This window comes from Rhizobium sp. Leaf453, from assembly GCF_001425605.1.
In the GTDB taxonomy this organism is placed as follows: Bacteria; Pseudomonadota; Alphaproteobacteria; order Rhizobiales; family Rhizobiaceae; genus Pararhizobium.
In genome coordinates this window covers 278155-303872 of the sequence record NZ_LMRG01000026.1, presented here as the reverse complement: position 1 = coordinate 303872, position 25718 = coordinate 278155, and the positions used below count along the sequence as shown (strand labels likewise).

Here is a 25718-nt window from a genome sequence, read left to right as displayed (position 1 = left end):
TGTCTTTTTGGCTTGCCAACTGTCCCATCCGGTCACGGCGCGGAAACTGCGTTTCGAGAACCGGATGCGGTGCGGTCATTTTCTTGACCACGAAGCGTAGAAAGCCTGCCATCGCCCAATACGCGATGCCGGGTCGGGGGATGCATTTCTGATGGCCGAAGGGCTGATTGTGCCGCTGGCGAAAGACGAGGTTGTTGTGTCCGGTCACGATCGGCGCGCCTCGTTCGCGCTGCCCGGGTTGTTGCTCGCAACCGGCGCTCTGGTTTGCGCGATCATTTCGCTGCTCGTCCTTCTTGGCCTGACGCCGATCAAGCCGGAAACCAACATTGTCATCGGTTCAGCGGCGATCAACGCCCTGTTCGTGATCGGGCTCCTTTTCCTGATCGGTCGCGAGATCACGCGCCTCCTGAAGGCCCGCAGCCGTGGTCGTGCGGCTGCGCGTTTGCATGTACGCATCGTCGCACTGTTTTCGATCGTCGCCATCACGCCCGCTATCCTCGTCGCGATCTTTGCCAGTATTACGCTCGATGTCGGGCTCGACCGTTGGTTTTCTCTGCGGACGCAATCGATCGTCAGCTCGTCGCTGGATGTGGCCGAAGCTTACGTATTGGAAAACGCCAGTTACCTGCAGGGCCAGACGGTCTCGATGGCCAATGACCTCGAGCGCAACCGCCAGCTCTACAGCCTTGACCGCACCGGCTTCATAGAACTGATGACCCGGCAGGCGCGCGGGCGCGGCATGCTGGGTGCGTTTCTTGTGCGCGGAGATGGGACGCCCATCCTTCAGGCGAATATTCCGACGGAACGGCCCTTGCCGGCGATCCCCAAGGACGCTCTCCTGAGCACGGTCTCCGGCCAGCCGACGCTTATTCCGCCGGGAGTGACCAACCTCGTCGGCGCGATCATTCCGATCGACAATATCCAGGGGGCCTATCTCTACACCGTGCGGACCGTCGACCCCAAGGTCATGCGCTCGATGCGGCTGATGGAGGAGAACACCGCCGAATACAAGAACCTCGAAGCCGGCCGGACATCGCTGCAGCTGGCGTTTGGCGTGCTTTATCTCGGTTTCGCGCTGATCGTGCTGTTGGCAGCAATTTGGACCGCAATCGCGGTAGCCGACCGGATCGTCCGGCCGATCCGGCTGCTGATCGGCGCGGCCGACAGCGTTGCGAGCGGCAACCTGAATGTGATCGTGCCGGTGCATGCTGTCGATGGCGACGTCGGGAGCCTGTCGCGTACCTTCAACAAGATGATCGCCGAAATCCGCACGCAGCGGGACCAGATCCTTGAGGCCAAGGATGAGATGGACAACCGCCGCCGCTTCATCGAGGCGGTGTTGTCGGGTGTGACGGCGGCCGTCATCGGCGTCGAGGACGACCAGCGGATTACGATTGCCAATCCCTCTTCGGAGCATTTCTTGTCGCGCTCGGCGCTTGAACTGGTCGGTGAACGGCTTGCCGACGTGGCGCCGGAGATCGAGCAGGTGCTGAACGAGGCCGCCAGCCGCCACCGCAACGACTATCGCAAGCAGATCAACATCATGCGTGGCGGAACCGAGCGGACGCTGAATGTCCAGGTGACGCGCGAGGAATCGCACGACGCCAAGGATTCCTACGTCATCACCGTCGATGACATTACAGATCTGGTGATCGCGCAACGCTCGACTGCCTGGGCTGACGTCGCTAGGCGCATTGCCCACGAGATCAAGAACCCGTTGACACCGATCCAGCTTTCGGCTGAACGCCTGAAACGGCGCTACGGCAAACAGATCAACCAGGACGACCGGACGGTGTTCGATCAGTGTACCGACACGATCGTGCGCCAGGTCGAGGACATCGGCCGCATGGTCGATGAATTCTCCGGTTTTGCGCGCATGCCCAAACCCACCAAGGAAAATGCGGATCTGCGCGGCATCCTGAAGGACGCTATTTTCCTGCGGGAAATGGGCAACAATCACGTCACCTTCATTCGCGATTTCGGCGACGAGCCGTTGAACGGCACATTTGATAGCCGCATGCTCGGCCAAGCCTTCGGCAATCTGATCAAGAATGCCGTCGAAGCGATCGAGGCACTGCCTGCGGATGCCGTTCGCGGCGAGCGTAAGGTGATGGTGCGCTCGCGACTGAATGAAACGAGTGGCCAGTTCGTTGTTGATGTGATCGACAACGGTCGTGGCCTGCCGACGGAAAATCGCCATCGGATTCTCGAGCCCTATATGACCATGCGGGAAAAGGGCACCGGACTTGGCCTTGCGATCGTCAAGAAGATCATCGAGGACCACGGTGGACAATTGGAACTGCATGACGCACCCGCCGATTTCGATCACGGACAGGGCGCCATGATTCGCATTCTCTTGCCGCCGGCCGGACAAAGCGGCGGCAACGAAGACAGACAGGATAAGGATACTTCCCATGGCGGCTGACATTCTGGTTGTGGACGACGAGGAGGACATCCGCGAGATCGTCTCCGGTATCCTGTCCGACGAAGGCCATGAAACGCGGACGGCATTCGACAGCGACAGCGCGCTCGCGGCGATCAGCGATCGCGTTCCACGGCTGGTCTTTCTCGATATCTGGATGCAGGGCAGCCGGCTGGACGGCCTGGCGCTGCTGGATGAGGTGAAGAGCCGCTATCCCGATCTGCCGGTGGTGATGATTTCCGGCCATGGCAATATCGAGACCGCCGTTTCCGCTATTCGCCGCGGCGCATACGATTTCATCGAGAAGCCGTTCAAGGCCGACCGCCTGATTCTCATCGCCGAGCGGGCGCTTGAAAATTCCAAGCTGAAAAAGGAAGTGTCGGAGCTGAAAAAACGCTCGGGCGATCCGGTCGAATTGATCGGCACGTCGGTCGCTGTTTCGCAGTTGCGCCAGACGATCGAGAAAGTCTCGCCGACCAACAGCCGCATCATGATCCACGGCCCGTCCGGCTCCGGCAAGGAACTCGTCGCCCGGATGATCCATCGCAAATCGTCGCGCAGTGCCGGCCCGTTCGTCGCACTGAATGCGGCGGCAATCACGCCCGAGCGGATGGAGATTGCGCTGTTCGGCACCGAGGGAACGCCAGGCCAGCCCCGCAAGACGGGTGCGTTGGAAGAAGCGCATGGCGGCATCCTCTATCTCGACGAAGTCGGCGAAATGCCGCGCGAGACGCAGAACAAGATCCTGCGCGTGCTGGTCGACCAGCAGTTCGAGCGCGTCGGTGGCTCAAAGCGCGTCAAGGTCGATGTTCGCATCATCTCGTCCACCGCCTACAACCTCGAAAGCCAGATTGCCGAAGGGGCGTTCCGGGAAGATCTCTACCATCGGCTGGCGGTGATTCCCGTCCGCGTGCCAGCACTTGCCGAGCGGCGCGAAGACATTCCGTTCCTGGTCGACATGTTCATGCGCCAGGTCAGTGAACAGGCGGGCATCCGCACGCGCAAGATCGGCGACGACGCGCTGGCCGTTCTGCAATCCCACGACTGGCCGGGCAATATTCGGCAGCTGCGCAACAACATCGAGCGGCTGATGATCCTCGCCCGCAGCGACGGTCCGGATGCGGCGATCTCGGCCGACATGCTGCCGAGCGAGGTCGGCGACAGCCTGCCGAAGATTTCGGCGCAGGGCGACCAGCACATCATGACGCTGCCTTTGCGCGAGGCGCGCGAAATGTTCGAGCGGGACTATCTAATCGCCCAGATCAACCGGTTCGGCGGCAATATTTCACGCACGGCGGAGTTTGTCGGCATGGAGCGCTCGGCGCTGCACCGCAAGTTGAAATCGCTGGGCGTCTGACCTTTTATCTGGAACACCCTATTCGATGACAAGAATTGCCTATGTGAACGGCGCCTATCAGCGCCATGCGGACGCTGGCGTCCATATCGAAGACCGCGGCTTCCAGTTTGCCGACGGAGTCTACGAGGTCTGCGAAGTGCGCCATGGTCTGATCGTTGATCTGACACGGCATCTCGACAGGTTGGACCGGTCGCTCAGTGAATTGCGTATCGACTGGCCGATGACGCGGGCCGCACTCGTGGTCGTCATCCGCGAGGTTCTGCGGCGCAATCGCGTCCGCAACGGGCTGTTCTACCTGCAGGTGACGCGCGGCACGGCGCGGCGCGACCATGTGTTCCCGAAGGACGGCACGCCCGCGACGGTGGTCGTCACCGCCAAGCGGACGGATGCCTCGGTGATCGCGGCAAAGAATGCCAACGGTATCCGCGCGATCATCGTGCCGGAAAACCGCTGGGACCGGGTGGATATCAAGTCGGTCGGCTTGCTGCCGAACGTGCTGGCGCGTCAGGCGGCCAGGGAAGAGGGCGCGCAGGAGGCGATCTTCGTCGATGCCGACGGTACGGTGAAGGAAGGGGCAGCGACGAATGTCTGGATCGTCGATCGCGACGGGCGGCTGCGCACACGCCATGCGGAGCACGGCATTCTGCGCGGCATTACCCGCACGACCTTGAAGGATGTGACGGATACGCTCGGCATGGAGATCGTCGAGGAGGCATTCACGGTCGAGGACATGCTGGAGGCCCGCGAGGTCTTCATCACGGCCGCGACGAGCATCTGTTTTCCTGTTGTCGCCGTTAACGGTAAAACCATCGCCAACGGGCACCCGGGCAGCGTGTCACAGAAAATTCGCGAAGCCTTTTTCGACATTGCGGAAAAGACCGTGATTTGATACCAAATCCGGGGGGATGCCTGCGAGAGCTCTTTTTCGCGGCGTTCAGGGTATTCAGATCGTATATTCAACCGGTTACATCGGACCGGACAATAAGAAAGAAGCGGCGCTATGGCGGAACGTTCTCAGAACTTGCAGGATCTTTTTCTCAACACCGTCCGCAAGCAGAAGATATCTCTGACAATTTTTCTTATCAATGGTGTGAAACTCACAGGCGTTGTCACGTCTTTCGACAACTTTTGTGTCCTCTTGCGGCGTGACGGGCACTCCCAGCTCGTATACAAGCACGCGATCTCGACAATTATGCCGGGACAGCCGATGCAGATGTTCGAGAGCGAAGAATCCGCATCCTGACGGGATACAGAACAGATTACCAAGCGTGATACAAAATCGGCGTCAATCATTCCGGAGCTGGAAAAGCTCCGTGATGACATGCGCGCCGTCGTCATCGTCCCGGTCCTGAAAAAGACCGGGAAACAGAGTGCCGACATCATTGCCGCGACGTCGACACGCAGCGACGAGAGCCGGCTGGAAGAAACCATCGGGCTGGCCCGCGCGATCGATCTCGACGTTGTCCATGGCATGATCGTGCCGGTCGCGCAGCCGAAGCCGGGCACATTGCTCGGCAGCGGCAAGATCGAAGAAATCGGCCATCTCCTGAGCGAGCACAATGCCGGTCTGGTGATTATCGATCATCCGCTGACGCCGGTGCAGCAGCGCAATCTGGAAAAAGAATGGAACGGCAAGGTCATCGACCGGACCGGTCTGATCCTTGAAATCTTCGGTCGCCGTGCTTCCACCAAGGAAGGCACGCTGCAGGTCGAACTGGCCCATCTCAACTATCAGAAGGGCCGGCTGGTTCGCAGCTGGACCCACCTTGAACGCCAGCGCGGTGGTGCGGGCTTCATGGGCGGTCCGGGTGAAACGCAGATCGAAGCCGACCGCCGGCTGCTGCAGGACAAGATCATCAAGCTCGAGAAGGAGCTGGAGCAGGTGCGCCGCACCCGCCAGCTTCACCGGGCAAAGCGCAAGAAGGTGCCGCACCCGATCGTGGCGCTGGTCGGCTATACCAATGCCGGCAAATCGACCCTGTTCAACCGCATCACCGGCGCCGGCGTGCTGGCAGAGGACATGCTGTTTGCCACGCTCGACCCGACGCTGCGGCGGATGAAGCTGCCGCACGGGCGCATGGTGATCCTGTCCGACACGGTCGGTTTCATCTCCGACCTGCCGATCCATCTGGTTGCCGCATTCCGTGCGACGCTGGAAGAGGTGCTGGAAGCCGACCTGATCCTGCATGTGCGCGATTTTTCGGATCCCGACAATGCGGTGCAGGCACAGGACGTCATCGGCATCCTCGACGATCTGGGGATCGACGAAAAGGCACGCTCCGAGCGCATTCTCGAAGTCTGGAACAAGATCGACCTGCTCGGCGAGGAGGCGCATATCAGCCTCGTGCAAAAGGCCGAGAACAGCGAGAGCACGGTGGCGGTTTCCGCCGTTACGGGCGAGGGCGTCGATCATCTGCTCAACGAGATCAACAAGCGCCTTTCCGGTGTCCTGACGGAAACGACAGTCGTGCTGCCGCCGAACAAGCTGCAGCTCCTGTCCTGGATCTACGAGCACACCATGGTCGATGGCCGCGAGGACATGGAAGACGGCTCCGTCAGCCTTGATTTGCGCATGACGCCGAACGAGGCGGATGAACTGGATCGTCGGCTGGGCAATGGTCCGAAGGCTGCGGCTCAGGACTGGTGAGCCGTTTCTCATAACTTTTCGCTTTTGAACCCTTTGTTAGGGAATGGACGGACATGTTCCGTATCCCACGACCTCCGCATTTCGGCAGGGGCGTGCTTCCGAATGCGGAGCGATCAAAGTCCATGGACCCGAAGAGCACGGATGAGTTTCCGCGATGGGAGTTCAAGGAGTCAGAAGCTCCGTATCGGCTCTGCGCCTACGCCGCGGGTCTGATTCTTCCTCTGATCATCATTACGTCGGTCGGCAAACTTGTCCCCGATTTTCCCGCGAGACATGCCATCGGCCTGATCGCGTGGTGTCTGCTAGCCGCCGGATGCATCGTTGTTCTGCGGCGAATGCTTTCCCGAATGGATTTCGAGAAGCCGGTCGTGATCATTGATGCGAATTCCGTGACCTTCCTGCAGCCGCGCGCCAAAATGCTGTTGTGGTCCGCTATTTCCAAGATCAGGTTCCGCGAAAGCGGTCAGTATCGGACGGTCAAGACGTTTGTTTTCGAGTTGGAAAACGGAAGTGAGATTGAATTCCAGTCAAACTGGATGGTCGGCATATCCGCGAGGCAGTTGTTTGAAATGCTAAGGGTATATCACCGCAAATATGGGCCGCCGGTTCCTGTGGTTCCCGGCTACGATTCTTCGGAATGGACAGGAGAGTGATCGTGATCAAGCGGGTAGGTTCGGTTCACGTTACGGCCTGACCCTACGTAAAGAGCCCAAGCCGTCTACTTCAATTGCCGCTCGATCGCCTTTGCGGCCTGCCACAGCTCTTCCATCCGCTCCAGCGTCGCCGCTTCCAGACTCTCGCCGTTTTCCTCCAGCGCAGTTTCGATATGGGAGAAGCGGCGGCGGAATTTGGTGTTGGTGCCGCGCAGCGCCATTTCCGGATCGGCGCCGACATGGCGGCCGATATTGACGACGGCGAAGATCAGGTCGCCGAGTTCGTCCGCCACCTTCGCCTTGTCGTTCGAGGCGAGCGCCTCGCGCAGTTCGGCGATTTCCTCCTCGATCTTGTCGAGGATCGGTTCCGGCGAGGACCAGTCGAAGCCGACCTTTGCCGCGCGTTCCTGCAGTTTCAGGGCTTCCACCAGCGCGGGAAAGCTACGCTGGACGGAGCCGAGATGGCCCTTGTCGGTCTCCTCTGGCAGGCCACGACGTACACGTCGCTCGCGACGCTCGGCCTTTTCCGCCTGCTTGATCTGGTCCCACTGCAGCTTGACCGCCTGCGGGGTGTCCGCGTCCGAGCGGGCAAAGACATGCGGATGGCGGCGGATCATTTTTTTGGTGATCGCCTCGACCACATCGCCGAAAGCGAAATCGCCGGCTTCCTCGGCCATGCGCGCATGAAAAACCACCTGCAGCAACAGGTCGCCCAGTTCGTCGCACAGGTCGTCCATGTCCTTGCGCTCGATAGCGTCGGCCACTTCATAGGCTTCTTCGAGCGTGTAGGGCTTGATGGTCTCGAAGGTCTGGACGATATCCCAGGGGCAGCCGGTTTCCGGCTGGCGCAGGGCTTCCATGATCTCGATGAGGCGGGTGATATTCTGGGAGGGCTGCATGGGGCTCAATTCAGCGGAATGGCATTGTCGTCCTTGCCGGACTGATAGGTGTCGGAAAGGCCCTGATACCGTGCGCGGATCCGGGCGTCCTGTTCTCGTAGAGCAGGTTTTGCCGTCTCATCGGATGTCGCCACCAGATCGGCGATCGACGACGAGTGCCAGAAGGCGTTGTTCTTCGCATAGCCGCCGGGCTCCAGGCGGAAGACTTCCTTGAGGATTTTCAGGTCATGCGGGATGGCAAAGGCATCGCGCGAATCTTCATGGCTGAAGAAATAGTAGAAATTGTCGAAGCCGGCCCAGGTGATGGCGGACAGGCACATCGAGCAGGGCTCGTGGGTCGAGAGGAAGATCAGATCCCTGGTGTCCGGCTTTTCGGCGCGCTCGTAGAAGCGCTTGAGCGTGTGGACCTCGCCGTGCCAGAGCGGGTTTTCTGTCTCGTTGTTGGTTTCGGCGATCACCAGGGATAGGTCGGATTTGCGCAGGATCGCGGCCCCGAACACCTTGTTTCCGGCCGCCACGCCCATTTCCGTCAGTGGCAGAATGTCGGCCTCGATGACGGAAAGAAGGCGGCGTGCGAGATCGGTATTGCTCATCTGGGGCGGCTCCGGGAACTGCAAATATCCGCATTTAACGGATAGGCGCTGCCTTGTGCAATGCCGCATCGCTTGCCGCAGAATGTGGCGGCGGCGACACGGCCGGTGATATTTGCTCAAATTGCGGCGGGTTCGAGCAAAAGAATATCCCCCTGCAAAGTCATCGGAATTTCTGTTTCTTCAATTTTCCCTCTATAAAAGGGATATTTTCCAGCACCTGTAACAGGATCACATTCCCAAACCGATGACCGAACAACTGACCGTCTTTCCGGCCTTCTTCCGCGTTGCGCAGAAATGCGTGGCGGTTTTCGGCAATGGCGACGAGGCTTTTGCCAAGGTCAGGCTGCTGATGAACACGCAGGCGCGCATCGTTGCTTATGCCGATCAGCCCGAAGCCGATTTCTCCGTGTTTCTCGCCGCCAATGACATCTCGCTTGTCAAGCAGCCCTTCGAGGCTTCTCAGGTTGTTGGCGCGACCATGGTTTTTGCCGCCACGGGTGACGCGGCGCAGGATCGTGTGATTGTCGCTGCGGCCCGGGCCGAGAAAATCCCCGCCAACGCGGTCGATCAGCCCGAATTCTGCGATTTTCTGACGCCGGCGCTGGTCAACCGTGCGCCTGTTGCCGTCGCCATCGGCACGGAAGGTGCCGGTCCCGTGCTGGCGCAGATGATCCGGGCGCAGATCGACCAGTTGCTTTCGCCGTCGCTCGGTGCCCTCGCCACGCTGGCGCAGGCCTATCGCGATGCGGTCGACCGGTTGCTGCCGCGCGGTGTATCCCGCCGCGTCTTCTGGCGCCGCTTCTTCTCCGGTGCCGTTGCCGATCAGGTCGCACTCGGTAATGTTGCGGAAGCCCGTCGCGAGGCTTCGAAGCTGCTGAATGCCAGCGGCCGCGCCCATGGTCATGTCTGGCTGGTGGGTGCGGGCCCGGGTGCCGAAGACCTGCTGACACTGCGGGCGCAGCGTGTGATGATGGAAGCCGACGTGATCGTGTACGACGCGCTGGTGCCGCAGGCGATTGTCGATATGGGCCGGCGCGATGCCGAGCGCCTGTCGGTGGGCAAGCGCAAGGGTTGCCATTCCAAGTCGCAGGATGAGATCAACCAGTTGCTGGTCCATCTTGGCCAGGACGGCAAGCGTGTCGTGCGGCTGAAGTCTGGCGATCCGCTGGTCTATGGCCGTGCCGGTGAAGAGATGGCTGCCCTGCGAGATGCGGGCGTCACCTATGAGATCGTGCCTGGAATTACCTCGGCCTTTGCCGCCGCCGCCGATTTCGAGCTTCCTTTGACACTGCGCGGTGTCGCCTCGTCGCTAATTTTCACGACCGGTCACGACCTTGCCGGCGATGTGTTGCCGGATTGGGCGCGTCTTGCCATTTCCGGCGCGACAATCGCCGTCTATATGGGCCGCACCGTGGCTGCTTCCGTCGCTGCCCGGCTGATGGAAGCGGGCCTGCCGGCGGAAACCACCGTCGCGGTGATCGAGAATGCCAGCCGCGCCGAACGCAAGCTGCTGCATGGCACGCTGAAGGATCTGCCGGACCTGCAGCATCGCGATGAACTGGACGGCCCGGTGATGGTGATCATCGGCGATGCCGTCGCCGGCGCAAATTTCGAACGTTCGCAGCCGTTGGTCACGGGCAGGGTGGTGGGCGCCTCCGTTTCGACCGATATGCCGCGCAAACTGACTGACGAAGTGAGGAATTGAAATGGCTGACAAGGTATTGACCGCAAACCGCCTGTCCGACGGCATTTCCGTCTGGCTCGATGCCTCGGGCAACTGGGTGGAATCGCTGCAGGATGCCTTTATCGCGCGCCATGCCGAGGCCGTGACGGCGCTCGAGGCAACCGGGAAAGCAGCGTTTGCCGACAACAAGGTGGTTGACGTCAACGTGATTGACATTGAAGAAGTGGACGGCGTTCTGCGGCCGCTGCGTCTGCGCGAGCGTGTTCGGGCCGAGGGGCCGACGATCGATTATGCGCCGGGATACAAGGGTCTGAACGGCCCCAATCAGGCGGCTTGAGGAAAAGAAGACCGATGTACCGTTACGACGAATTCGACCATGCCTTCGTTGCCGACCGTGTCGAGCAGTTTCGCGATCAGGTGACGCGCCGCCTTTCCGGCGAGCTTGCCGAGGATGCGTTCAAACCGCTGCGGCTGATGAATGGCGTCTACCTGCAGCTTCACGCCTACATGCTGCGCGTTGCCATTCCCTATGGCACGCTGAACAGCAAGCAGATGCGCATGCTGGCGCATATCGCCCGCAAGTATGACCGCGGTTACGGCCATTTCACCACGCGCCAGAACATCCAGTACAACTGGCCGAAGCTTTCGGATACGCCGGACATTCTGGCCGAGCTTGCCTCTGTCGAGATGCACGCACTTCAGACCTCCGGCAACTGTATCCGCAACGTCACCGCCGATCATTTCGCCGGTGCCGCAGCCGATGAAGTCGCCGATCCGCGTCCCTATGCCGAGATCCTGCGCCAGTGGTCGTCCGTCCATCCGGAATTCTCCTTCCTGCCGCGCAAGTTCAAGATCGCCGTCACCGGCGCCGAGCGCGACCGCGCGGCTATCCAGGTCCATGACATCGGCCTGCATCTGAAGAAGAACGAAGCTGGTGAAATCGGCTTTGCCGTCTATGTCGGTGGCGGGCAGGGCCGCACGCCGATGATCGCCAAGAAAATCCGCGATTTCCTGCCGGAAGAGGACCTGCTGTCCTACACGACTGCGATCATGCGCGTGTACAATCTGCACGGCCGCCGCGACAACAAGTACAAGGCGCGTATCAAGATCCTCGTCCATGAAACTGGCGTCGAGAACCTGGCCGGTCAGGTGGAGCAGGAGTTCCTGCAGCTGAAGAACACTGAACTCAAGCTGCCGGAAGCCGACGTTCAGGCAATCTCGACTTATTTTGAACTGCCGCCGCTGACCGAACGTCCGGAAGGCTGGGCCAATCTCGCCGGCTGGAAGAAGGCCGATCCGGAATTTGCCCGCTGGGTGCAGCAGAACGTGCAGCCGCACAAGAACCCCGATTATGGCATGGTGACGATCTCGCTGAAGCCGATCGGCGGCATTCCGGGCGATGCCAGCGACAGCCAGATGGATGCGATCGCTGATCTCGCGGAAGAATATGCCTTCGACGAAATCCGCATCAGCCACGAGCAGAACGTCATCTTCCCGCATGTCGCACTTGCCGATCTGGAAGCTGTCTATCGTGGTCTCGTCGCGATCGGTCTGGCGACGGCCAATGCCGGCCTGATCACGGATATCATTGCCTGTCCCGGCTTGGACTATTGCGCGCTCGCCAATGCGCGCTCGATCCCGCTGGCGCAGGAAATCTCCACCCGCTTCGGCAATCCCGATCGCCAGGCCGAAATCGGCGAGTTGAAGATCAAGATTTCCGGCTGCATCAATGCCTGTGGCCATCACCATGTCGGCCATATCGGCCTTTTGGGTGTCGAGAAGAAGGGGGCCGAGCTCTATCAGATCACGCTGGGCGGCTCCGGCGATGAAAATACGTCGATCGGCGAAATCATCGGCCGCGGCTTCGAGCCGGAAAAGGTAACGGACGCGATCGAGACGATCGTGAACGTCTATCTCGGACTTCGCAAGGATGCTTCCGAGATATTCCTCGAAGCCTATCGCCGTGTAGGACCGCAGCCGTTCAAGGATGCGCTCTATGGCGGCAATGCCCAGGAAGCGGCGTAAGGACGGACACGACACATGACCAAGATCTGGAAAGAAACCGGCTTCGTGACAGACGATCCCTGGGTTGTCGAAACCGAGGAGACCAAGGCCGGCTCCAACGAGAAGGCCATTCTCGGCATTGACACCTTCCTCGAAAGGGCTGCGTCGGGCGAAAGCGGTCTCGGCGTATTGATCACGCCGGCCGACGATGTGACGCGGCTGCAACCGTTCCTGGAGCAGGTGTCGCTGGTTGCGGTGGCGTTTCCGGCCTTCAACGATGGCCGTGCCTTCAGCCATGCCTCGCTTCTGCGTGTCCGTCTGGGCTACGACAGGGAAATCCGCGCTGTCGGTGACGTCCTGATCGATCAGGTGCCACTGATGCTGCGCTGTGGCATCGACAGCTTTGCCGTCACCAATGCAACCGCGCTGAAGCGCCTTTCAGAAGGCCGGCTGCCGGGCATCGACAATCACTATCAGCCGACGGCCAGGGCATCGACCGATGCCAAATCCTACAGCTGGCGGCGGGTCTCCTGACGGCGCGACACACTGAAGCATCGGACAATCTGCAAAAGGCGCTATAATTGGAACGGAATTGCTTCCAAATCAGCGCCTTTTGGACTATTCCGCTGTTATCTGAATATACCTGAACAAATGCCTCATCATTACAGGACCTGACGCCGAGATGAATGCTCCTGCCAAGATCGAAGAATTTGCCCCGACCGTCCCTGCCGGCGTTTTCGCCGAAACCGTCACGAAGGTCACGCATTATACGGACCGGCTGTTCAGCTTCCGCATGACGCGTCCGACCGAATTCCGGTTCCGCTCGGGCGAGTTTGCCATGATCGGCCTGATGGTCGACGGCAAGCCGATCTACCGTGCCTATTCGATCGCAAGCCCTGCCTGGGATGAAGAGCTTGAGTTCTTCTCGATCAAGGTTCCCGATGGTCCGCTGACGTCGCACCTGCAGGGCATCAAGCCCGGCGATCAAGTGCTGATGCGCAAGAAGCCGACGGGTACGCTCGTGCTCGACGCGCTGACCCCCGGCAAGCGCCTCTATATGTTCTCGACCGGCACCGGCATCGCGCCGTTTGCCAGCCTGATCCGCGATCCGGAAACCTACGAGAAGTTCGACGAGGTCATCCTGACCCACACGACTCGTGACGTGGCCGAACTGAAATACGGCTTCGACCTGATCGAGGAAATCCGCAATCACGAATTCCTGGCCGAACTGGTCGGCGACAAGCTGCGCCACTATGCGACGGTGACCCGAGAAGACTATCCGTTCAAGGGCCGCATCACCAACCTGATGCGCGACGGCAAGATGTTTGCCGACCTCGGCCTGCCTGTCTTCGATCCGGCGATCGATCGCGGCATGATTTGCGGTTCGACCGAGATGCTGAAGGAAACCAAGGAAATCCTGGAGGCCGCCGGCCTGACGGAAGGGGCCAACAACAAGCCTGGCGAGTTCGTCATCGAACGCGCCTTCGTCGGCTAAGCTTTCTTCTCCATAATGAAACGAAAACGGCGGCCCTCGGGTCGCCGTTTTCGTTTTGGGATGTTGGGGGAGGGGCGATCTACCGCTCGCCCAGATAATCCATCAGGTTTTCCATCGCCGCTGCCGCCGCCTTCGGGTCGGCCTGATGGATGGCGCGAATGACCTTGACGTGCAGGTCGACGGAGCGATCCATACGCTGCGTCGAGGCGGCGCTGAACCAGAGGCGACGGGCGTGAGTCTGCAAGGGCGCCAGCGTCGAAGTCAGGAACGCATTAGGGCAGGCGGCCTCCATGATCTCGTCGAACGCCTTGTCGGCGGCAAGAAAGCCTTCCATGTCGGCATTGATCGAGCAGGCGGTCATCGTTTGCGCGCACTCGATCATCGCGGCACGGGCCTCGGCATCGGCATGTTCGGCGACGAGAGAGGCGGCGAGGGGTTCGAGCTTGCGACGAACCTGCATCACATTGGCATGGTCTTCCGGCTTGATCAGGGTGATCTGAAGGCCGACGCGAGGGCGCACCGCGATCAGGCCCTGCCATTCCAGCTTCTGGATCGCTTCGCGCACCGGCGTGCGTCCATGGCCGGCAAGGTCGATCAATTGCTTTTCGGTGACAAGCGAGCCGGGCTTCAGCTTCAGCGTGACGATGCTGGTTTCCAGTGCGAGATAGGCGAGATGGGCCTGGGAGGATGGAGTCGTCATACGCTTTCCGGATGGTGATATATCACAATCTGCCACAGTCGGAATGCATTGGCAAGAATGCTGATATATCAGAATGTCGATTCAGCCTCACGCCCGATGAAATCATGATTCCAGAAAGTCTTTAGCTGGCAAGCAATCGCGGCGTCGGCCTGCGACCGGTGTGGCCTTGTGATGGGTGGGGGCAGAATGGAGGTTCGGCGGTCCGCACCATTTCCGGGGCGAACAGACTACAAAGAAGGCCGGGTTGAAAATTACCCAGCCTTCGTTGCGTACATATGTGGTCAGAGGATGAAATAACCCTTCTGCAGGCTGACGGCATCGTCGAGGTAAATTGCGAAGTCGATCTTCTTGTCGCCATTCACATCGCCGTAGATGGTGGTTTCGGAGGCACCTTTGACGTAGCGCAGCTCTGCTGCCTTTCCGCTGAATGCGGTCGTGCCGATGTAGTTGAAGGCCTGGTTGCCGGAAACACCGATATTGGCATCGATGCCGGACAGGTCGATCTTGTCACCCTGGGAGCCGCCAAAATCGAAGATCGTGTCGCGTCCGGAAAGCGCGACGGTGGAGTCGGAAAGGGCCTTGAACTGGAAGGTGTCGGCATCGCTGCCCCCGGTCAACTGGTCGGCGCCCGCGCCGCCATAAAGCTTGTCGGCATCGCTCATCCCCGTCAGGGTGTCGTTTCCGGAATCGCCTGAAAGAATGTTGGCGCCGGTATTGCCGATGAGCTTGTCCGCGTAACGGCTGCCCTTCAGATTTTCGATTGATGAAAACGTATCGCCGGTCGCTTCATTGGTGTTGACGGAGGAGTTGTAAAGGTGAGCATAAACGCCCCTGCCGGCCTCTGCGTAGGACGCGGTATCACTGCCCGAGCCGCCGGACAGGAAATCTGCTCCCGCCCCACCGATGAGCACGTCATTGCCGGCAACGCCTCGAAGCGTATCATTGCCGCTATTGCCCCGAAGGGTATTCGTCACATCATTGCCGATAATCTGGTCGTTCCCGGATCCGCCCTTGACGTTCTCAATCAGCGAGCGCGTATCGCCGTTATAGAGCAGCGAATTGAAGATATTGCCCCGGGCGAACCCGTCATTGGGGCCACCGCCAAGATAGGCCAGTTGGTCCTCGCTGAAGAGAGAGGCCTGGCCCGGACGTAGATCGATCTTGAGTGCGGTGTTGTAAGCGGTGAGATCGAACGTGTCCGTGCCGTCCCCATCCCAGATGGTCGCGAAAATTCGGTTGGCGCCAGGCGAAATCGCAACACCGCCATCAATGATCGTCTTGCCGTTTTGCGGCGTCCATTTGTAGACGGTATTGCTGCTATTGGCGGTGAAGTCGGCCCCGTACATCTCCTGCAGCGCTGCGATGTCCGCCATCATGAAGGTCTGAGGATTGCCGAAATCCTCGGTGGTCAGGCCATCGATATCGGCGCCGACATGGCTGCGATAGGTCATGATCGAAAATTCGAGGGAATCGTATTCTGCCGGAAGCGCCCCGAAACCGGTGGTCTCGTGTCCGTGTTTCAGGCCCAACGCATGGCCGATTTCATGGACCGTGGTGAACCAGGCATAATTGCCGGCCACCGGTTCCCTGTATTCGTATTTCGTTCCGAACCACGTGTCACCCGACCATTCGTCTTGACCGGGATAGAACGCATAGGCCGTATCCGGAAGGTTCGACTGGGCGAAGCGCAGTGTCGAGGTGCTGGCGCCGCCTTTTTCAAAGTCGAGATCGGTGAACCCCTCGACCGAAAAGCTGTCATTGGCGGCGTTGCCGAAGGATTGTTCCATGGTGAACAGCGCGGCGTTCTGCTGCTCTGCCGAGATCGCCGTGAACCCATAATATTTTTCGTCGCCGTAGCTGTAGCTACTCGTGCTTGTGGGGAAGGCATATGAGACGGTCGATCCCCAAGCATAGCCTGACAAGACGCCGTCGATGAGCGGACTTCCGGTTTCGGAAATGTAATTTACCGATTTGTTGATACCAGTCACGGAGTTTCCTTTGGTGTGTTCGATTTGATGCCGGTGTAGGCTGGTTTCATTGCGCTAAGCTTGAAGTGACCCGATTCTCGAGGTTGCGACTGTAGAAACTGACAACTGTATCGGTATTAAACCAAGTCATCCTCATGACGAAAATGATCACTCGCCGGCAATTTCTGCCTGTTTTCATCACGCTATCTGTAACGCCGGTAACAGCGTTTGCGGGCCGGAGGGGAGTAAACGAGGGCATGATGATCCTTCCTCCACCGGACAAAGATGCGGCTGTTCAATCCGAATATGACAGTGTGGTACGAAAGGGGACGCGGGAGGCCTATGAGCGCTTCATTCGCCGTCATCCAGGCCATCCGCTCGCCGACAAAGCACGCGAGGCGCTTGTTCGGGGCGGTCTTTAGTGATCCAGAGTTGCAGCTTTGCGCGATTTCAAATCGCGACAAATTTGCGAGCAAACACAAAATCTTGAGGGCTACGAATAAAGCCAGTCGCGTGTTCGTATGCTCCACAATAGCAGTTGACGAAGCTTCGGGGGCTTGCCAGTCTCGCCTCGGGGAATGCGGGAATGGTGAGGAATATTTCGTGAGCGCAGGTGCTGTTCTTGTTTGGTCGCTGATTGGACTTGCGGGGCTTTTGGCCGTGCCTGCGGTCAGCCACACCAATGCAGGGACAACCTTCTCGCTGATGGCATCCTCCATGGCTTTCACAGGCATGGGCATCGCATTGTTCATGGCGACACGCCCGCCGCTGGTGGAGCGTCTCTTCGGTGGGCTTGACCGGATCTATCAGACACATCGCCGGATCGGGATCACAGTGCTGATCCTCATTCTCGTCCACTATTTCATCACGCCCGATTTCAAGGGATTGTCGCTCACGGGTGGATTGAACAAGCTGGCCGCAGAGGCGGGCGAATATGCTTTCTATGGCCTGGTGGTTCTGCTGATCCTCAGCATCGTCAAGATCATCCCGAAGACCAAGATCGAGATTCCCTACCACTTCTGGCGGCTGACTCATCGCTTCATCGGGCTTCTGTTTATCATGGTGGCTTTCCACCAGACCTTCATCAAGCGCCCCTATGACGGCACGGCGATGCTGGCGACGTATCTCAACATCTTCGCGATGGTCGGTACGCTGAGCTACATCTACACACAGTTGTTCCCCTGGTTGCGCACTCGATCCTATGAAGTGTTCGACGTCACCCGTCATGATGGAGCGACGATCATTTCGGCGCGTCCCGTCCGTCGGCCGCTGAAGGCCAAGCCCGGTCAGTTCGGCTTCTTCCGGGTGAACAAGCCCGGCTTGCGCGAGCCGCATCCCTTCACCATTGCCGGGATCGATGACGACGGCGTGGTGCGCTTCGCCATCAAGCCGCTCGGCGACTATACCAAGGCGCTGCGGGAGGGAATCGCCGTTGGCGATCGCCTGAAGCTGGAAGGCGGCTACGGTCATTTCAACCACCGGCGCGGTGGCAAGAAGCAGATCTGGCTTGCGGGCGGCATCGGTGTGACACCGTTCCTCGCCATGGCAGGACGCCTCAAGGGCGACGAGGGCCAGGATATTCACATGGTCTATTGCGTGCGTGATCGTAGCGAGGCGATTGGCCTCGATACCTTCGAGGCGCAGGCTCAAAAGCTTCCCAATTTCAGTTTTACTTTGCATGATTCCAAGACGGACGGCCGTCTTGATGCGGCGAAACTCGCTGCGTCCAGCACGGTCGATCCGGCGGGAGCCGATCTCTGGTTCTGCGGTCCGTCGCCTTTGAGAAAAGCCATTGAAAAAGGTTTGAAGGACCTCGGCAAGAATCCCAAGCGGGTCGAGTTCGAGCAGTTCGAATTCCGGTAGCAGTGCGTCGCATATTTTTGTCGTTTGAGAAAGCAAGGAGAACAAGCCATGCGCATGTTCGGTCGATTGCCAGCAGAAATGATCAATATCCGGCGTGTGTCCCGCCATCTGATGGCGGCCGCTGCGATGGTGCTCGCCGTCGCCCACTGTCCGGATCTCGCCTCGGCGCGCGACGCCTTTTCCGATGACGCCTATGCGACCTACAAGGCAAATGCCGACAACGGCAAATATCTTTTCAACGCCGCCGGTTGCGGCGCCTGCCATGGATCCGGCAGCAACACGGAGCTTCTCTCCGGCGGGCTGGAAATGGATACGGCGATCGGCAAGTTCTATGCGCCGAACATTTCGCCGCACACCAACGGCATCGGCGGCTGGAGCAACGCGCAATTCCTCAATGCGGTGATGCAGGGCATCGACCGTGATGGCAACAATCTTTATCCCGTGATGCCGTACACGGCCTATGGCGGTATGAAGCCCGAGGACGTTCTCGACATCAAAGCATATATCGACACGCTGGTTCAGTCCGACGCGGTTTCCCAGGAACACGAGATCGCGTTCCCATATAGCCGCCAGACGACCATCACGCTGTGGAAGCGCAGCCATTTCAATGTCCCAGAATACCAGTCCCGCGAAGAAACCCAGATGGAACGCGGCCGCTATCTGGTGGAAAATGTCGGCGGGTGCGGCGATTGCCATACGCCGCGCACCACGACCTACGGTCTCGACATGGACAATGCCTATGCCGGTGAAAAGGGTCTGACCGGCGCGGTCGCTCCCGATATCACCAGGGCGAGGATGGGGGGCCTTGCCTCTCCGGAAGTCTTCACGGTCGGCCTGATCGACGAAGGCAAGAAACTGTCCGGCGCGCCATTGACCGATCCGGTCATGCAGCAAATAGCACACGGGCTTTCGGCGCTGACCGAAAAGGACCGCACGGCGATCTATGCCTTCCTCTCCGATCGCGAGGTGAAGCCGCCGCAGCCGGTTGCGCAGTCGGCAACGGCCGTCTGCAAGGAAAACATGCCCGATGCGGCGATGTCCGGCAGCAATGCGGCGCTCGCGACGCAGGCGGACGCCTTCATCGGCAAGTATTGCCGCAATTGCCATGGTCCGGGCGAAAGTTCGCAAGGCTCCTATCCGGCCGGCGATCTCGCATCGATTGCCGCGGATGCCGCCTTCGTGGTTCCCGGCGATGCATCGAAGTCGCGCCTGTTCACCTCCGTCACCAGCGGCCGCATGCCGCTCGGCAAGCGTCCGACCGCCGAAGAGGTCAAGAGCCTCGAAGACTGGATCAACTCGCTGAACCAGTCGGACCTGCCGCAGACGGCAGCCAGCAAGCCCGACCGGACGCGGCCGATGCTGTCCTATGGCGACTTTATCGAGGCCGGCCTGAAGGACATTTCCACGGTCCCCGATCTCGATCGCCAATACATGCGCTACTTCTCCTATCGCAACCAGTACAATGGCATGATGGGCTGCGAGGAAGACAAGACCTTCATGAAGCGTATGGACGTGCTGGCCGGCGGCTTCAAGAAGCTGTTGAACTCGCTGTCCTATGGTCCGCAACTGGTGCTGCCGCATGAAGTCGAAGGCACCAACGGTCTGATGGTTCGCGTCGACCTGCGCGATCTGCAATGGACCGCCGACGACTACAATTTCCTGATCTCGCAATATTTCTACGGCATCGACCCAGCCAGTGACGGCTCCTTGCTCGCCTTGACCAAGGAAACCGACACCGTCCTGCCGATCATGCGGATCGACTGGTTCATGGCGAACGCCGCCAAGCCCAAGATTTACAATCAGCTGATGCGGCTGCCGACCCATATCCGCGAGCTTGAAAAGCGCTTCCAGATTGATGTCGACGACAATATCCGTCGCCGCAACGTCCTGCGCGCCGGGTTTGCCGACGGTTCGTCCGGCGTGTCCGATCACAACCGCATGCTGGAGCGGCATAACATGCCGTTTGGCGGCTACTACTGGAAATCCTATGATTTCGGTGGGGATGTCGGGCGCCAGGTCCTGAAACGCTTCCCGCAGGGACCGAAGGAGCTCGAACCGTTCGAGAGCGGCCTGACACCCTTCGAACATGATGGCGGCGAAATGATCTTCTCGCTGCCGAACGGGCTGCAGGGCTATTACCTGTCGACGGCGGAGGGCAAGCAACTGGATGTCGGCCCGACCTCGATCGTTTCGTTCCGCAAGCGGCCGATCGGCAAGGGCGTGGAGATCGTCAATGCACGCTCGTGCTTCGATTGCCACGCGAACGGCATCCTGTCGAAACGGGACCAGTTGCGCGAGCATATCCAGACATCGACGCTGTTCACCAAGGACCAGCAGGCCGTCCTGCTCGACATGTATGTGCCGCAGGAAGAGCTTGACGCTGCCTATAACAAGGATCGCCAGCGCTTCGTCGAGGCATTGGTGAAGCTCAAGGTGACAGAGCCGACACCGGATGGCAGCGCTCAGAGCATGCAGGCTCCGGGCAATGCCGAGCTCGTGACCTATTTCGCCGACAAGTATGAGGATGAGCTCGATTTCGACGCGCTGTCAGCAGAGTTCGATATGACGCCGGATGAGTTTTCGGCAGCGATCCGGCGCGTCGAGGACGTCGATGCGCTGCGGCTCGGGATCGACTGGGTGACGACGCTCGAAGCGGGCGGCACGATCCCGCGCGCCGAGGTGGAACAGCAGTTTCCGCTGTTGCTCAGCCCGTTGATGCAATTGAAGCCGCTCGATACGACGACTGTTCATTTCGCGTCGCAGGGGCAGGTCCAGAACGTCGCCGGACAGACGGCGCAACAGGAACCCGCCAAGGCGGAGACGATCGTTGCGGCAACGCCGGCCTATCGCCAGGAAAAGCCTGCTGATTTCAACAAGCTTGAACTGGCGCTGCATGTGGCCTCGACAACGGCGATGGTTGGCGACCAGCTGACATTCGAACTCAGCACCAACAAGGCTTGCGAGTTGCAGGTGCTCTATGTCGAGGAAACCGGCAATGTCGAAGTCATTCCGGATGCGATGATCGGCAACACGACCTTGCAACCCGGCGAAAAGCGCCTGATTCCGCAGTCGGGGACCGGCAATTTGACCTTCGACACACCAGCGCCGGCGGAAACGATGATCGCCTTCTGCCGCGAAGGCGGGCTGGGTGATCAGAAGCTGACGGTAGAGCGTGCACGCCAACTGGTGGCGGAATCGCACATGCCGCCGACCCGTGGCCTGGCAATCAACCTGGCCAAACAGGCCGAAGTCGACAAGGGCGCAAGCGGCCTGCAGGTCGTGACCTTCGAGATCAAGCAGTGATGCAGCGGCCGGCCACCGAGCGGTGGCCGGCCGCATCGTTTCGTCAATGGTTTGGAATGGCATGAGGGACAGCGTGATGAAGATGAAAACCGGTCTTGCGGTGGCGTTGCTCGCGTTGATATCCGCCAGTCCCGTATCGGCTGCCTGCGATGCGCTGGCGCGGGTCGCCGAGGCGACAAACGGGGGCGATGAAGCACTCGCAAAGCAGATCGCCACCGGTGATGTGGCGGACTGCAGCGCCGAAGAAAAGGCGATGGTCAATCGCGTCGCAGCGCTCGCCTCCTTCAACCGCATTGTTGCAGCCGTCGGGCAGGGCGCCAATCTCTCCGATTTCGAAGCCGAACTCGAGACGATCCGTAAGAGCAATGCGGCGCCTTGGCAGGTCTTCGACGCGCTGGGCGATATCAACCGCGATCGCCGCGACTATGAGACGGCCGCGCGCTTCTATCAGCTTGCATTGGAAGATGCTTCGAACGAGGTGCTGACCCCGAGCTGGATGGCGCCGGATGAACAATACATCGTTCGCCTCGACCATATGGCAACCGAGATGCGGCTGGCGTCCCCCAAGCCTGTCAAACTCGGCCTGCGCGGTGCCTGCAAGGTCAGTTATCGCGGTGTGGCCCTGAAGAAGAAGGCGACGCCGGTGCGCTATGTCTTCGGCACGGCGGAGTTTACGCCGGAGGGCCTCGAATCGGCTAAGGACCTGTCGGAATGCCTGAAGTCGGTGAAGCCGAAATTCATCACGCTGATCGGGCATACGGATCCTGTCGGGACAGCGCAGGCCAACCGAACACTCTCGCTGGAGCGCGCCGAAGCCCTGGCGCAATATCTGGTGGCAGAAGGCTATGCTGGGGAATGGGAGACGGTTGGCAAGGGCGAGGACGAGCCGTTCAAGGCGGATGATGCAAACGCCTACGACGAGGAGACGCTCAACCAGATGAACCGGCGCGTCGAAGTGGATGTGGAGAACTGATGATGCTGCGCCGTCTCTTTCTTGCTCTGCTCCTGTCTTCTGCTTCCGTCAGCGTGGCCAGTGCGGAAACCTTTGCGCTTGTCGTTGGGGCCGATGTGTATCCCTACGAGGTCAGCCTGGACGGTGCCGTCAAGGACGCCAGGGATGTGGAAGGTGCGCTGAGGCGGGCCGGCGTTGAAGAGATGGCCACCTTTTTCGATGCGGCCGTGCGCAAGGACGACATTCGCGCGGCCTGGAGCCGCTTCGTCAATGGCGCTGAAAGTGGCGATACGATCATTTTCACCTATGCCGGCCACGGCGCCCAGATGCCGGAACTCGTCGCCGGCGATGAGGCCGACGGGCTGGACGAATTCCTGCAACTGCCCGGTTTCGACCGTGCGAGGGCCGAAGAAACGGACAATGAGATCATTGTCGATAATGAGCTGAACGCCTGGTTTTCGGAAGCCGAAGCCAAGGGCGTGCATGTCCTGTTCGTGTCCGACAGCTGCCATTCCGGCGGCATGAGCCGCTCTTTTTCCGGCAAGACCCGGCTTGCGCATGCGGTGACCGTCAAGTTGCCGGCGCCATCGCAGGAGGCAGTATCCGGCGCAGCGGTCAAGGAAGCCGATTTCCGGCAGGTCACCGTTCTTGCCGCATCGCTGGAGAGCCAGCCGTCGCCGGAGGTGATCATCAACGGCGAGGCGCGCGGTGCGCTGAGCTGGAGCTTTTCCCGTGCTGTCGAAGGCGCCGCCGATCGCAATGGTGACGGAAGGCTTTCCCGCGTGGAGCTGGAAGACTATGTCTTCGCGAACGTAAAGCATCAGTCGGAAGCATTGCAGGTTCCGAATTTCGTACCGCAACTGCCGCGATCGGAAGACGAGGTGGTGATGCCGCTGACGCGGAGCGCCGCCGTTGCAACTACCCCCGAGGCGCACAAGGTCAACAAGCCGGTGCGGGAAACCGGATGGGATGGCAAGCTGGCGCTGACAGTCAGCGGTTCGGATCATGTTCCGGACAATACCGGGGGCAGTGGCGTGCCCTATCGCTGGGATGCTGCGAGCGGCATCTTCTACACGCCGAACGGCGACGTCGCCGGTGAACATATTGATTCCGGTCTGATCCAGGGCGTGATCGACAAGTTCATCCTGCTCGATTTCCTGAAGGCGATGGCAAGCCAGAATCCGGGCGCGGTGTCTCTGACGCCGCAGAAGGACATCTATGCCGCCGGCGACCGCATGTCCTTCGATGCGCCGGAGACGGGTTACAAGAACATGGTGGTGTTCAATCTTGCCAATACCGGCCAGGTGCAATTGCTGGACGTTCAGGCGGAAGGCACAGCGAGCCAGGAATTCAAGCTGACAGACCTGCAGGTCGTGGAGCCGTTCGGTGCCGATCATCTGATCGTCATTTCGACCAACGAGCCGATCGATGCGATCGGGGCCGCGCTGGCAAGCAAGAATGTCGATGCGGCGACCGTGCTGCAGCTTCTATCGACACGGATCGATGGAACCGACACGAGCGTGGCTATCCAGCCGCTCTATACCCGGGAAAAGCTCTGATGCGTGCCTTGCGAACCGCCTTGGGATTTCTGTCTGGCCTGATACTTCTAGCGGCGCAACCGTTGACGGCAAGCGCCGAGGACAGGGCGTTGCTGATCGGCATCGGCACCTATGAAAACCTGCCGGAAGACATGTTCCTGCATGGGCCGAAGAACGATGTGAAGGCGATCCACGCGCTGCTGACGGACACGCTGTCGTTCAAGCCGGAATCTATCCGCGTCCTGACCGACGAGGCTGCGACCAAGGCGGCGATCCTCTCGTCGATGGATGAATGGCTGGTCGCTGGAACAAAGCCCGGCGACAGAATCTACGTCTTCTTTTCCGGTCATGGCCTCCAGGTCAAGGATGCCAGCGGCGACGAGGAGGACGGGATGGACGAAGCGATTTCGACCTACGATCTCAAGGCTGGCGAAACGGACTGGACCAATGTGATCCTTGACGACGAACTTGAGGCGCTTCTGGAAAAGATGAAGGGCAGGGCGGTGACGCTGGTGATCGATGCCTGCCACTCCGGCACGATTTCCCGTTCGCTGTCACCGCAGGCGGTCTCGGGATTGAAGGGCGCGCGCTACCTACCGCGCCCGTCCGCCAAGCCGGTCAAACAGATGGCGACCCGGGGTCTGAGGATCGATCTCGGTGTCGTCGATAAGCCGGCGGAACTGACAGCTGGAGGCGTGACCGCCTGGAGTGCGGCCGCGCCCTATCAGGTTGCCTGGGACGATGTCCGCCTGCCGGAAGAGGACCGTCACGGGGTGTTTACGGCAGCTTACATAGCCGGCTACAAAACGAGCGAGGCGGACGGCAATTCCAACGGCTTGATCAGCAATGCCGAGCTGTTTGAATATGTCACCACGAAATCCAAGGAATATTGCGCCTCGCAGGAAAACTGCGACAACCTCGATCCGCAGCTCGAAAGCGTGCCGGAGACCCTCGGTGTCAGCGTCGCAAAGCCGGAGCCATATGTGGCGGCGCAGACGGAAACGGCTACCGATAAGCCGGAAGAGAAGCCGCAGCAGCCAGTTTACCAGGAAGCGAAAGTCGAGGCCGGTGTTGCCGCGCCCGCTTACGTCGATGCTGATCCCGTGGTTGCCGTCGGCGATATCATCGGCAAGGCCGATAATGGCGACGTCACAGTCTCGCTGGATACGGGGCAGAACCTGAAGAAGGGGCAGGCTTTCAAGATCTCCGTGACCAGCAAGTACGACGGCAATCTCGTGCTGCTCGATGTGAACCCGGAGGGCGTGGCGACGCAGATCTTCCCGAATGAAATCGCGAAGAAGATCACGCCGCTTTCGGCCGGCTCGACGCTGAGCATCCCGGATGACTACTACGGCTTCGATTTCGAGGCTGACGGTTCCGGAGAAAACATGCTGGTGGCGATCGTCGTCGGCGATGATGTCGACCTGACGGACGTGGCAGCGCCGGCGCAAGGGCTCAATGCCGAACTCGATGCCCGCCAGACGCTGAGCGGGATCGTGGCGAAGCTGCAGAAGGCCTGGACCGGTGATGCCGAAAATCGCGGTGTGCGCTGGTCGCTCGGGACGCTGAAATACAAGATCGAATAGGTCCCGTCTGAAAACAGAACATCGCAATGCAAAACGCCCGCGACTATTTTCGCGG

The 25718-nt window shown here is 60.0% G+C and carries 21 protein-coding genes; 17 read left to right on the top strand and 4 right to left on the bottom strand.

Going from position 1 to position 25718, the window contains the following annotated elements; translation table 11 throughout:
• The first annotated feature begins 151 nt into the window (after positions 1–151).
• The 6 genes from ASG68_RS22890 (at position 152) to ASG68_RS22865 (ending at position 7079) form a co-directional block, all read left to right on the top strand.
• Positions 152–2425 (top strand): sensor histidine kinase NtrY-like, encoded by a 2274-nt coding sequence (locus tag ASG68_RS22890; RefSeq protein ID WP_062585533.1) that lies wholly within the window; start codon positions 152–154, stop codon positions 2423–2425.
• Positions 2415–3779 carry a sigma-54-dependent transcriptional regulator gene (locus tag ASG68_RS22885; RefSeq protein ID WP_062585535.1) on the top strand — a complete coding sequence of 455 codons (1365 nt, stop codon included), beginning with the start codon at positions 2415–2417 and terminating at the stop codon, positions 3777–3779. The genes ASG68_RS22890 and ASG68_RS22885 overlap by 11 nt, the downstream gene beginning before the upstream one ends.
• A gap of 25 nt (positions 3780–3804) precedes the next feature.
• Complete coding sequence (locus ASG68_RS22880) at positions 3805–4668, top strand: D-amino-acid transaminase (RefSeq protein ID WP_062585537.1); 864 nt, start codon at positions 3805–3807, stop codon at positions 4666–4668.
• Between the two features lie 111 nt (positions 4669–4779).
• The gene (gene hfq, locus ASG68_RS22875) at positions 4780–5022 is read left to right on the top strand and encodes an RNA chaperone Hfq (protein ID WP_018325164.1); all 243 of its coding nucleotides are present in this window, start codon (positions 4780–4782) and stop codon (positions 5020–5022) included.
• A 78-nt stretch (positions 5023–5100) separates the two neighbouring features.
• A complete protein-coding gene (gene hflX / locus ASG68_RS22870) occupies positions 5101–6426 on the top strand; it encodes a GTPase HflX (protein ID WP_062585540.1) in 1326 nt (441 codons plus the stop codon).
• A 122-nt stretch (positions 6427–6548) separates the two neighbouring features.
• A complete protein-coding gene (locus ASG68_RS22865; protein ID WP_062585541.1) occupies positions 6549–7079 on the top strand; it encodes a hypothetical protein in 531 nt (176 codons plus the stop codon).
• 65 nt (positions 7080–7144) lie between these two features.
• Here the strand turns inward: ASG68_RS22865 and mazG are convergent, their stop codons facing one another.
• Positions 7145–7978 carry a nucleoside triphosphate pyrophosphohydrolase gene (mazG, locus tag ASG68_RS22860; protein ID WP_062585543.1) on the bottom strand — a complete coding sequence of 278 codons (834 nt, stop codon included), beginning with the start codon at positions 7976–7978 and terminating at the stop codon, positions 7145–7147.
• A 5-nt stretch (positions 7979–7983) separates the two neighbouring features.
• Complete coding sequence (locus tag ASG68_RS22855) at positions 7984–8571, bottom strand: deaminase (protein WP_062585545.1); 588 nt, start codon at positions 8569–8571, stop codon at positions 7984–7986.
• A 244-nt stretch (positions 8572–8815) separates the two neighbouring features.
• Between ASG68_RS22855 and cysG the strand changes: the two genes are divergently transcribed.
• The 5 genes from cysG (at position 8816) to ASG68_RS22830 (ending at position 13754) form a co-directional block, all read left to right on the top strand.
• Positions 8816–10276 carry a siroheme synthase CysG gene (gene cysG, locus ASG68_RS22850; protein ID WP_062585546.1) on the top strand — a complete coding sequence of 487 codons (1461 nt, stop codon included), beginning with the start codon at positions 8816–8818 and terminating at the stop codon, positions 10274–10276.
• Position 10277: 1 nt separating this feature from the next.
• The gene (locus tag ASG68_RS22845; protein ID WP_062585548.1) at positions 10278–10592 is read left to right on the top strand and encodes a DUF2849 domain-containing protein; all 315 of its coding nucleotides are present in this window, start codon (positions 10278–10280) and stop codon (positions 10590–10592) included.
• A gap of 14 nt (positions 10593–10606) precedes the next feature.
• Positions 10607–12280, top strand: coding sequence for a nitrite/sulfite reductase (locus tag ASG68_RS22840; protein ID WP_062585551.1), 1674 nt, complete (start codon positions 10607–10609; stop codon positions 12278–12280).
• A 15-nt stretch (positions 12281–12295) separates the two neighbouring features.
• On the top strand, positions 12296–12793 hold the full coding sequence (locus ASG68_RS22835; protein WP_062585553.1) for a DUF934 domain-containing protein: 498 nt from the start codon (positions 12296–12298) through the stop codon (positions 12791–12793).
• A 148-nt stretch (positions 12794–12941) separates the two neighbouring features.
• Positions 12942–13754 carry a ferredoxin--NADP reductase gene (locus ASG68_RS22830; protein ID WP_062585555.1) on the top strand — a complete coding sequence of 271 codons (813 nt, stop codon included), beginning with the start codon at positions 12942–12944 and terminating at the stop codon, positions 13752–13754.
• A 79-nt stretch (positions 13755–13833) separates the two neighbouring features.
• Here ASG68_RS22830 and ASG68_RS22825 read toward each other — a convergent pair whose 3' ends face one another.
• Positions 13834–14454, bottom strand: a complete 621-nt coding sequence (locus ASG68_RS22825) for a GntR family transcriptional regulator (protein ID WP_062585557.1) — start codon at positions 14452–14454, stop codon at positions 13834–13836.
• Positions 14455–14735: 281 nt separating this feature from the next.
• Complete coding sequence (locus ASG68_RS22820; protein ID WP_062585559.1) at positions 14736–16442, bottom strand: M10 family metallopeptidase; 1707 nt, start codon at positions 16440–16442, stop codon at positions 14736–14738.
• Positions 16443–16576: 134 nt separating this feature from the next.
• On the opposite strand from ASG68_RS22820, the gene ASG68_RS31600 reads away from it, so the two are divergent.
• The 6 genes from ASG68_RS31600 to ASG68_RS22795 all read left to right on the top strand — a co-directional run bounded on the left by ASG68_RS31600 (position 16577) and on the right by ASG68_RS22795 (position 25663).
• Positions 16577–16843 (top strand): hypothetical protein, encoded by a 267-nt coding sequence (locus tag ASG68_RS31600; RefSeq protein ID WP_156373658.1) that lies wholly within the window; start codon positions 16577–16579, stop codon positions 16841–16843.
• Positions 16844–17024: 181 nt separating this feature from the next.
• Positions 17025–18284: a ferric reductase-like transmembrane domain-containing protein gene (locus ASG68_RS22815; RefSeq protein WP_062585561.1), complete on the top strand. Its 1260-nt coding sequence runs from the start codon at positions 17025–17027 to the stop codon at positions 18282–18284.
• Between the two features lie 48 nt (positions 18285–18332).
• A complete protein-coding gene (locus tag ASG68_RS22810; protein ID WP_062585563.1) occupies positions 18333–21587 on the top strand; it encodes a c-type cytochrome in 3255 nt (1084 codons plus the stop codon).
• A gap of 76 nt (positions 21588–21663) precedes the next feature.
• Positions 21664–22560 carry an OmpA family protein gene (locus ASG68_RS22805; protein ID WP_062585565.1) on the top strand — a complete coding sequence of 299 codons (897 nt, stop codon included), beginning with the start codon at positions 21664–21666 and terminating at the stop codon, positions 22558–22560.
• Positions 22560–24098, top strand: a complete 1539-nt coding sequence (locus ASG68_RS22800) for a caspase family protein (protein WP_062585568.1) — start codon at positions 22560–22562, stop codon at positions 24096–24098. Before ASG68_RS22805 ends, ASG68_RS22800 begins: the two co-directional genes overlap by 1 nt.
• Positions 24098–25663, top strand: coding sequence for a caspase family protein (locus tag ASG68_RS22795; protein WP_062585570.1), 1566 nt, complete (start codon positions 24098–24100; stop codon positions 25661–25663). The genes ASG68_RS22800 and ASG68_RS22795 overlap by 1 nt, the downstream gene beginning before the upstream one ends.
• Positions 25664–25718 lie beyond the last annotated feature (55 nt).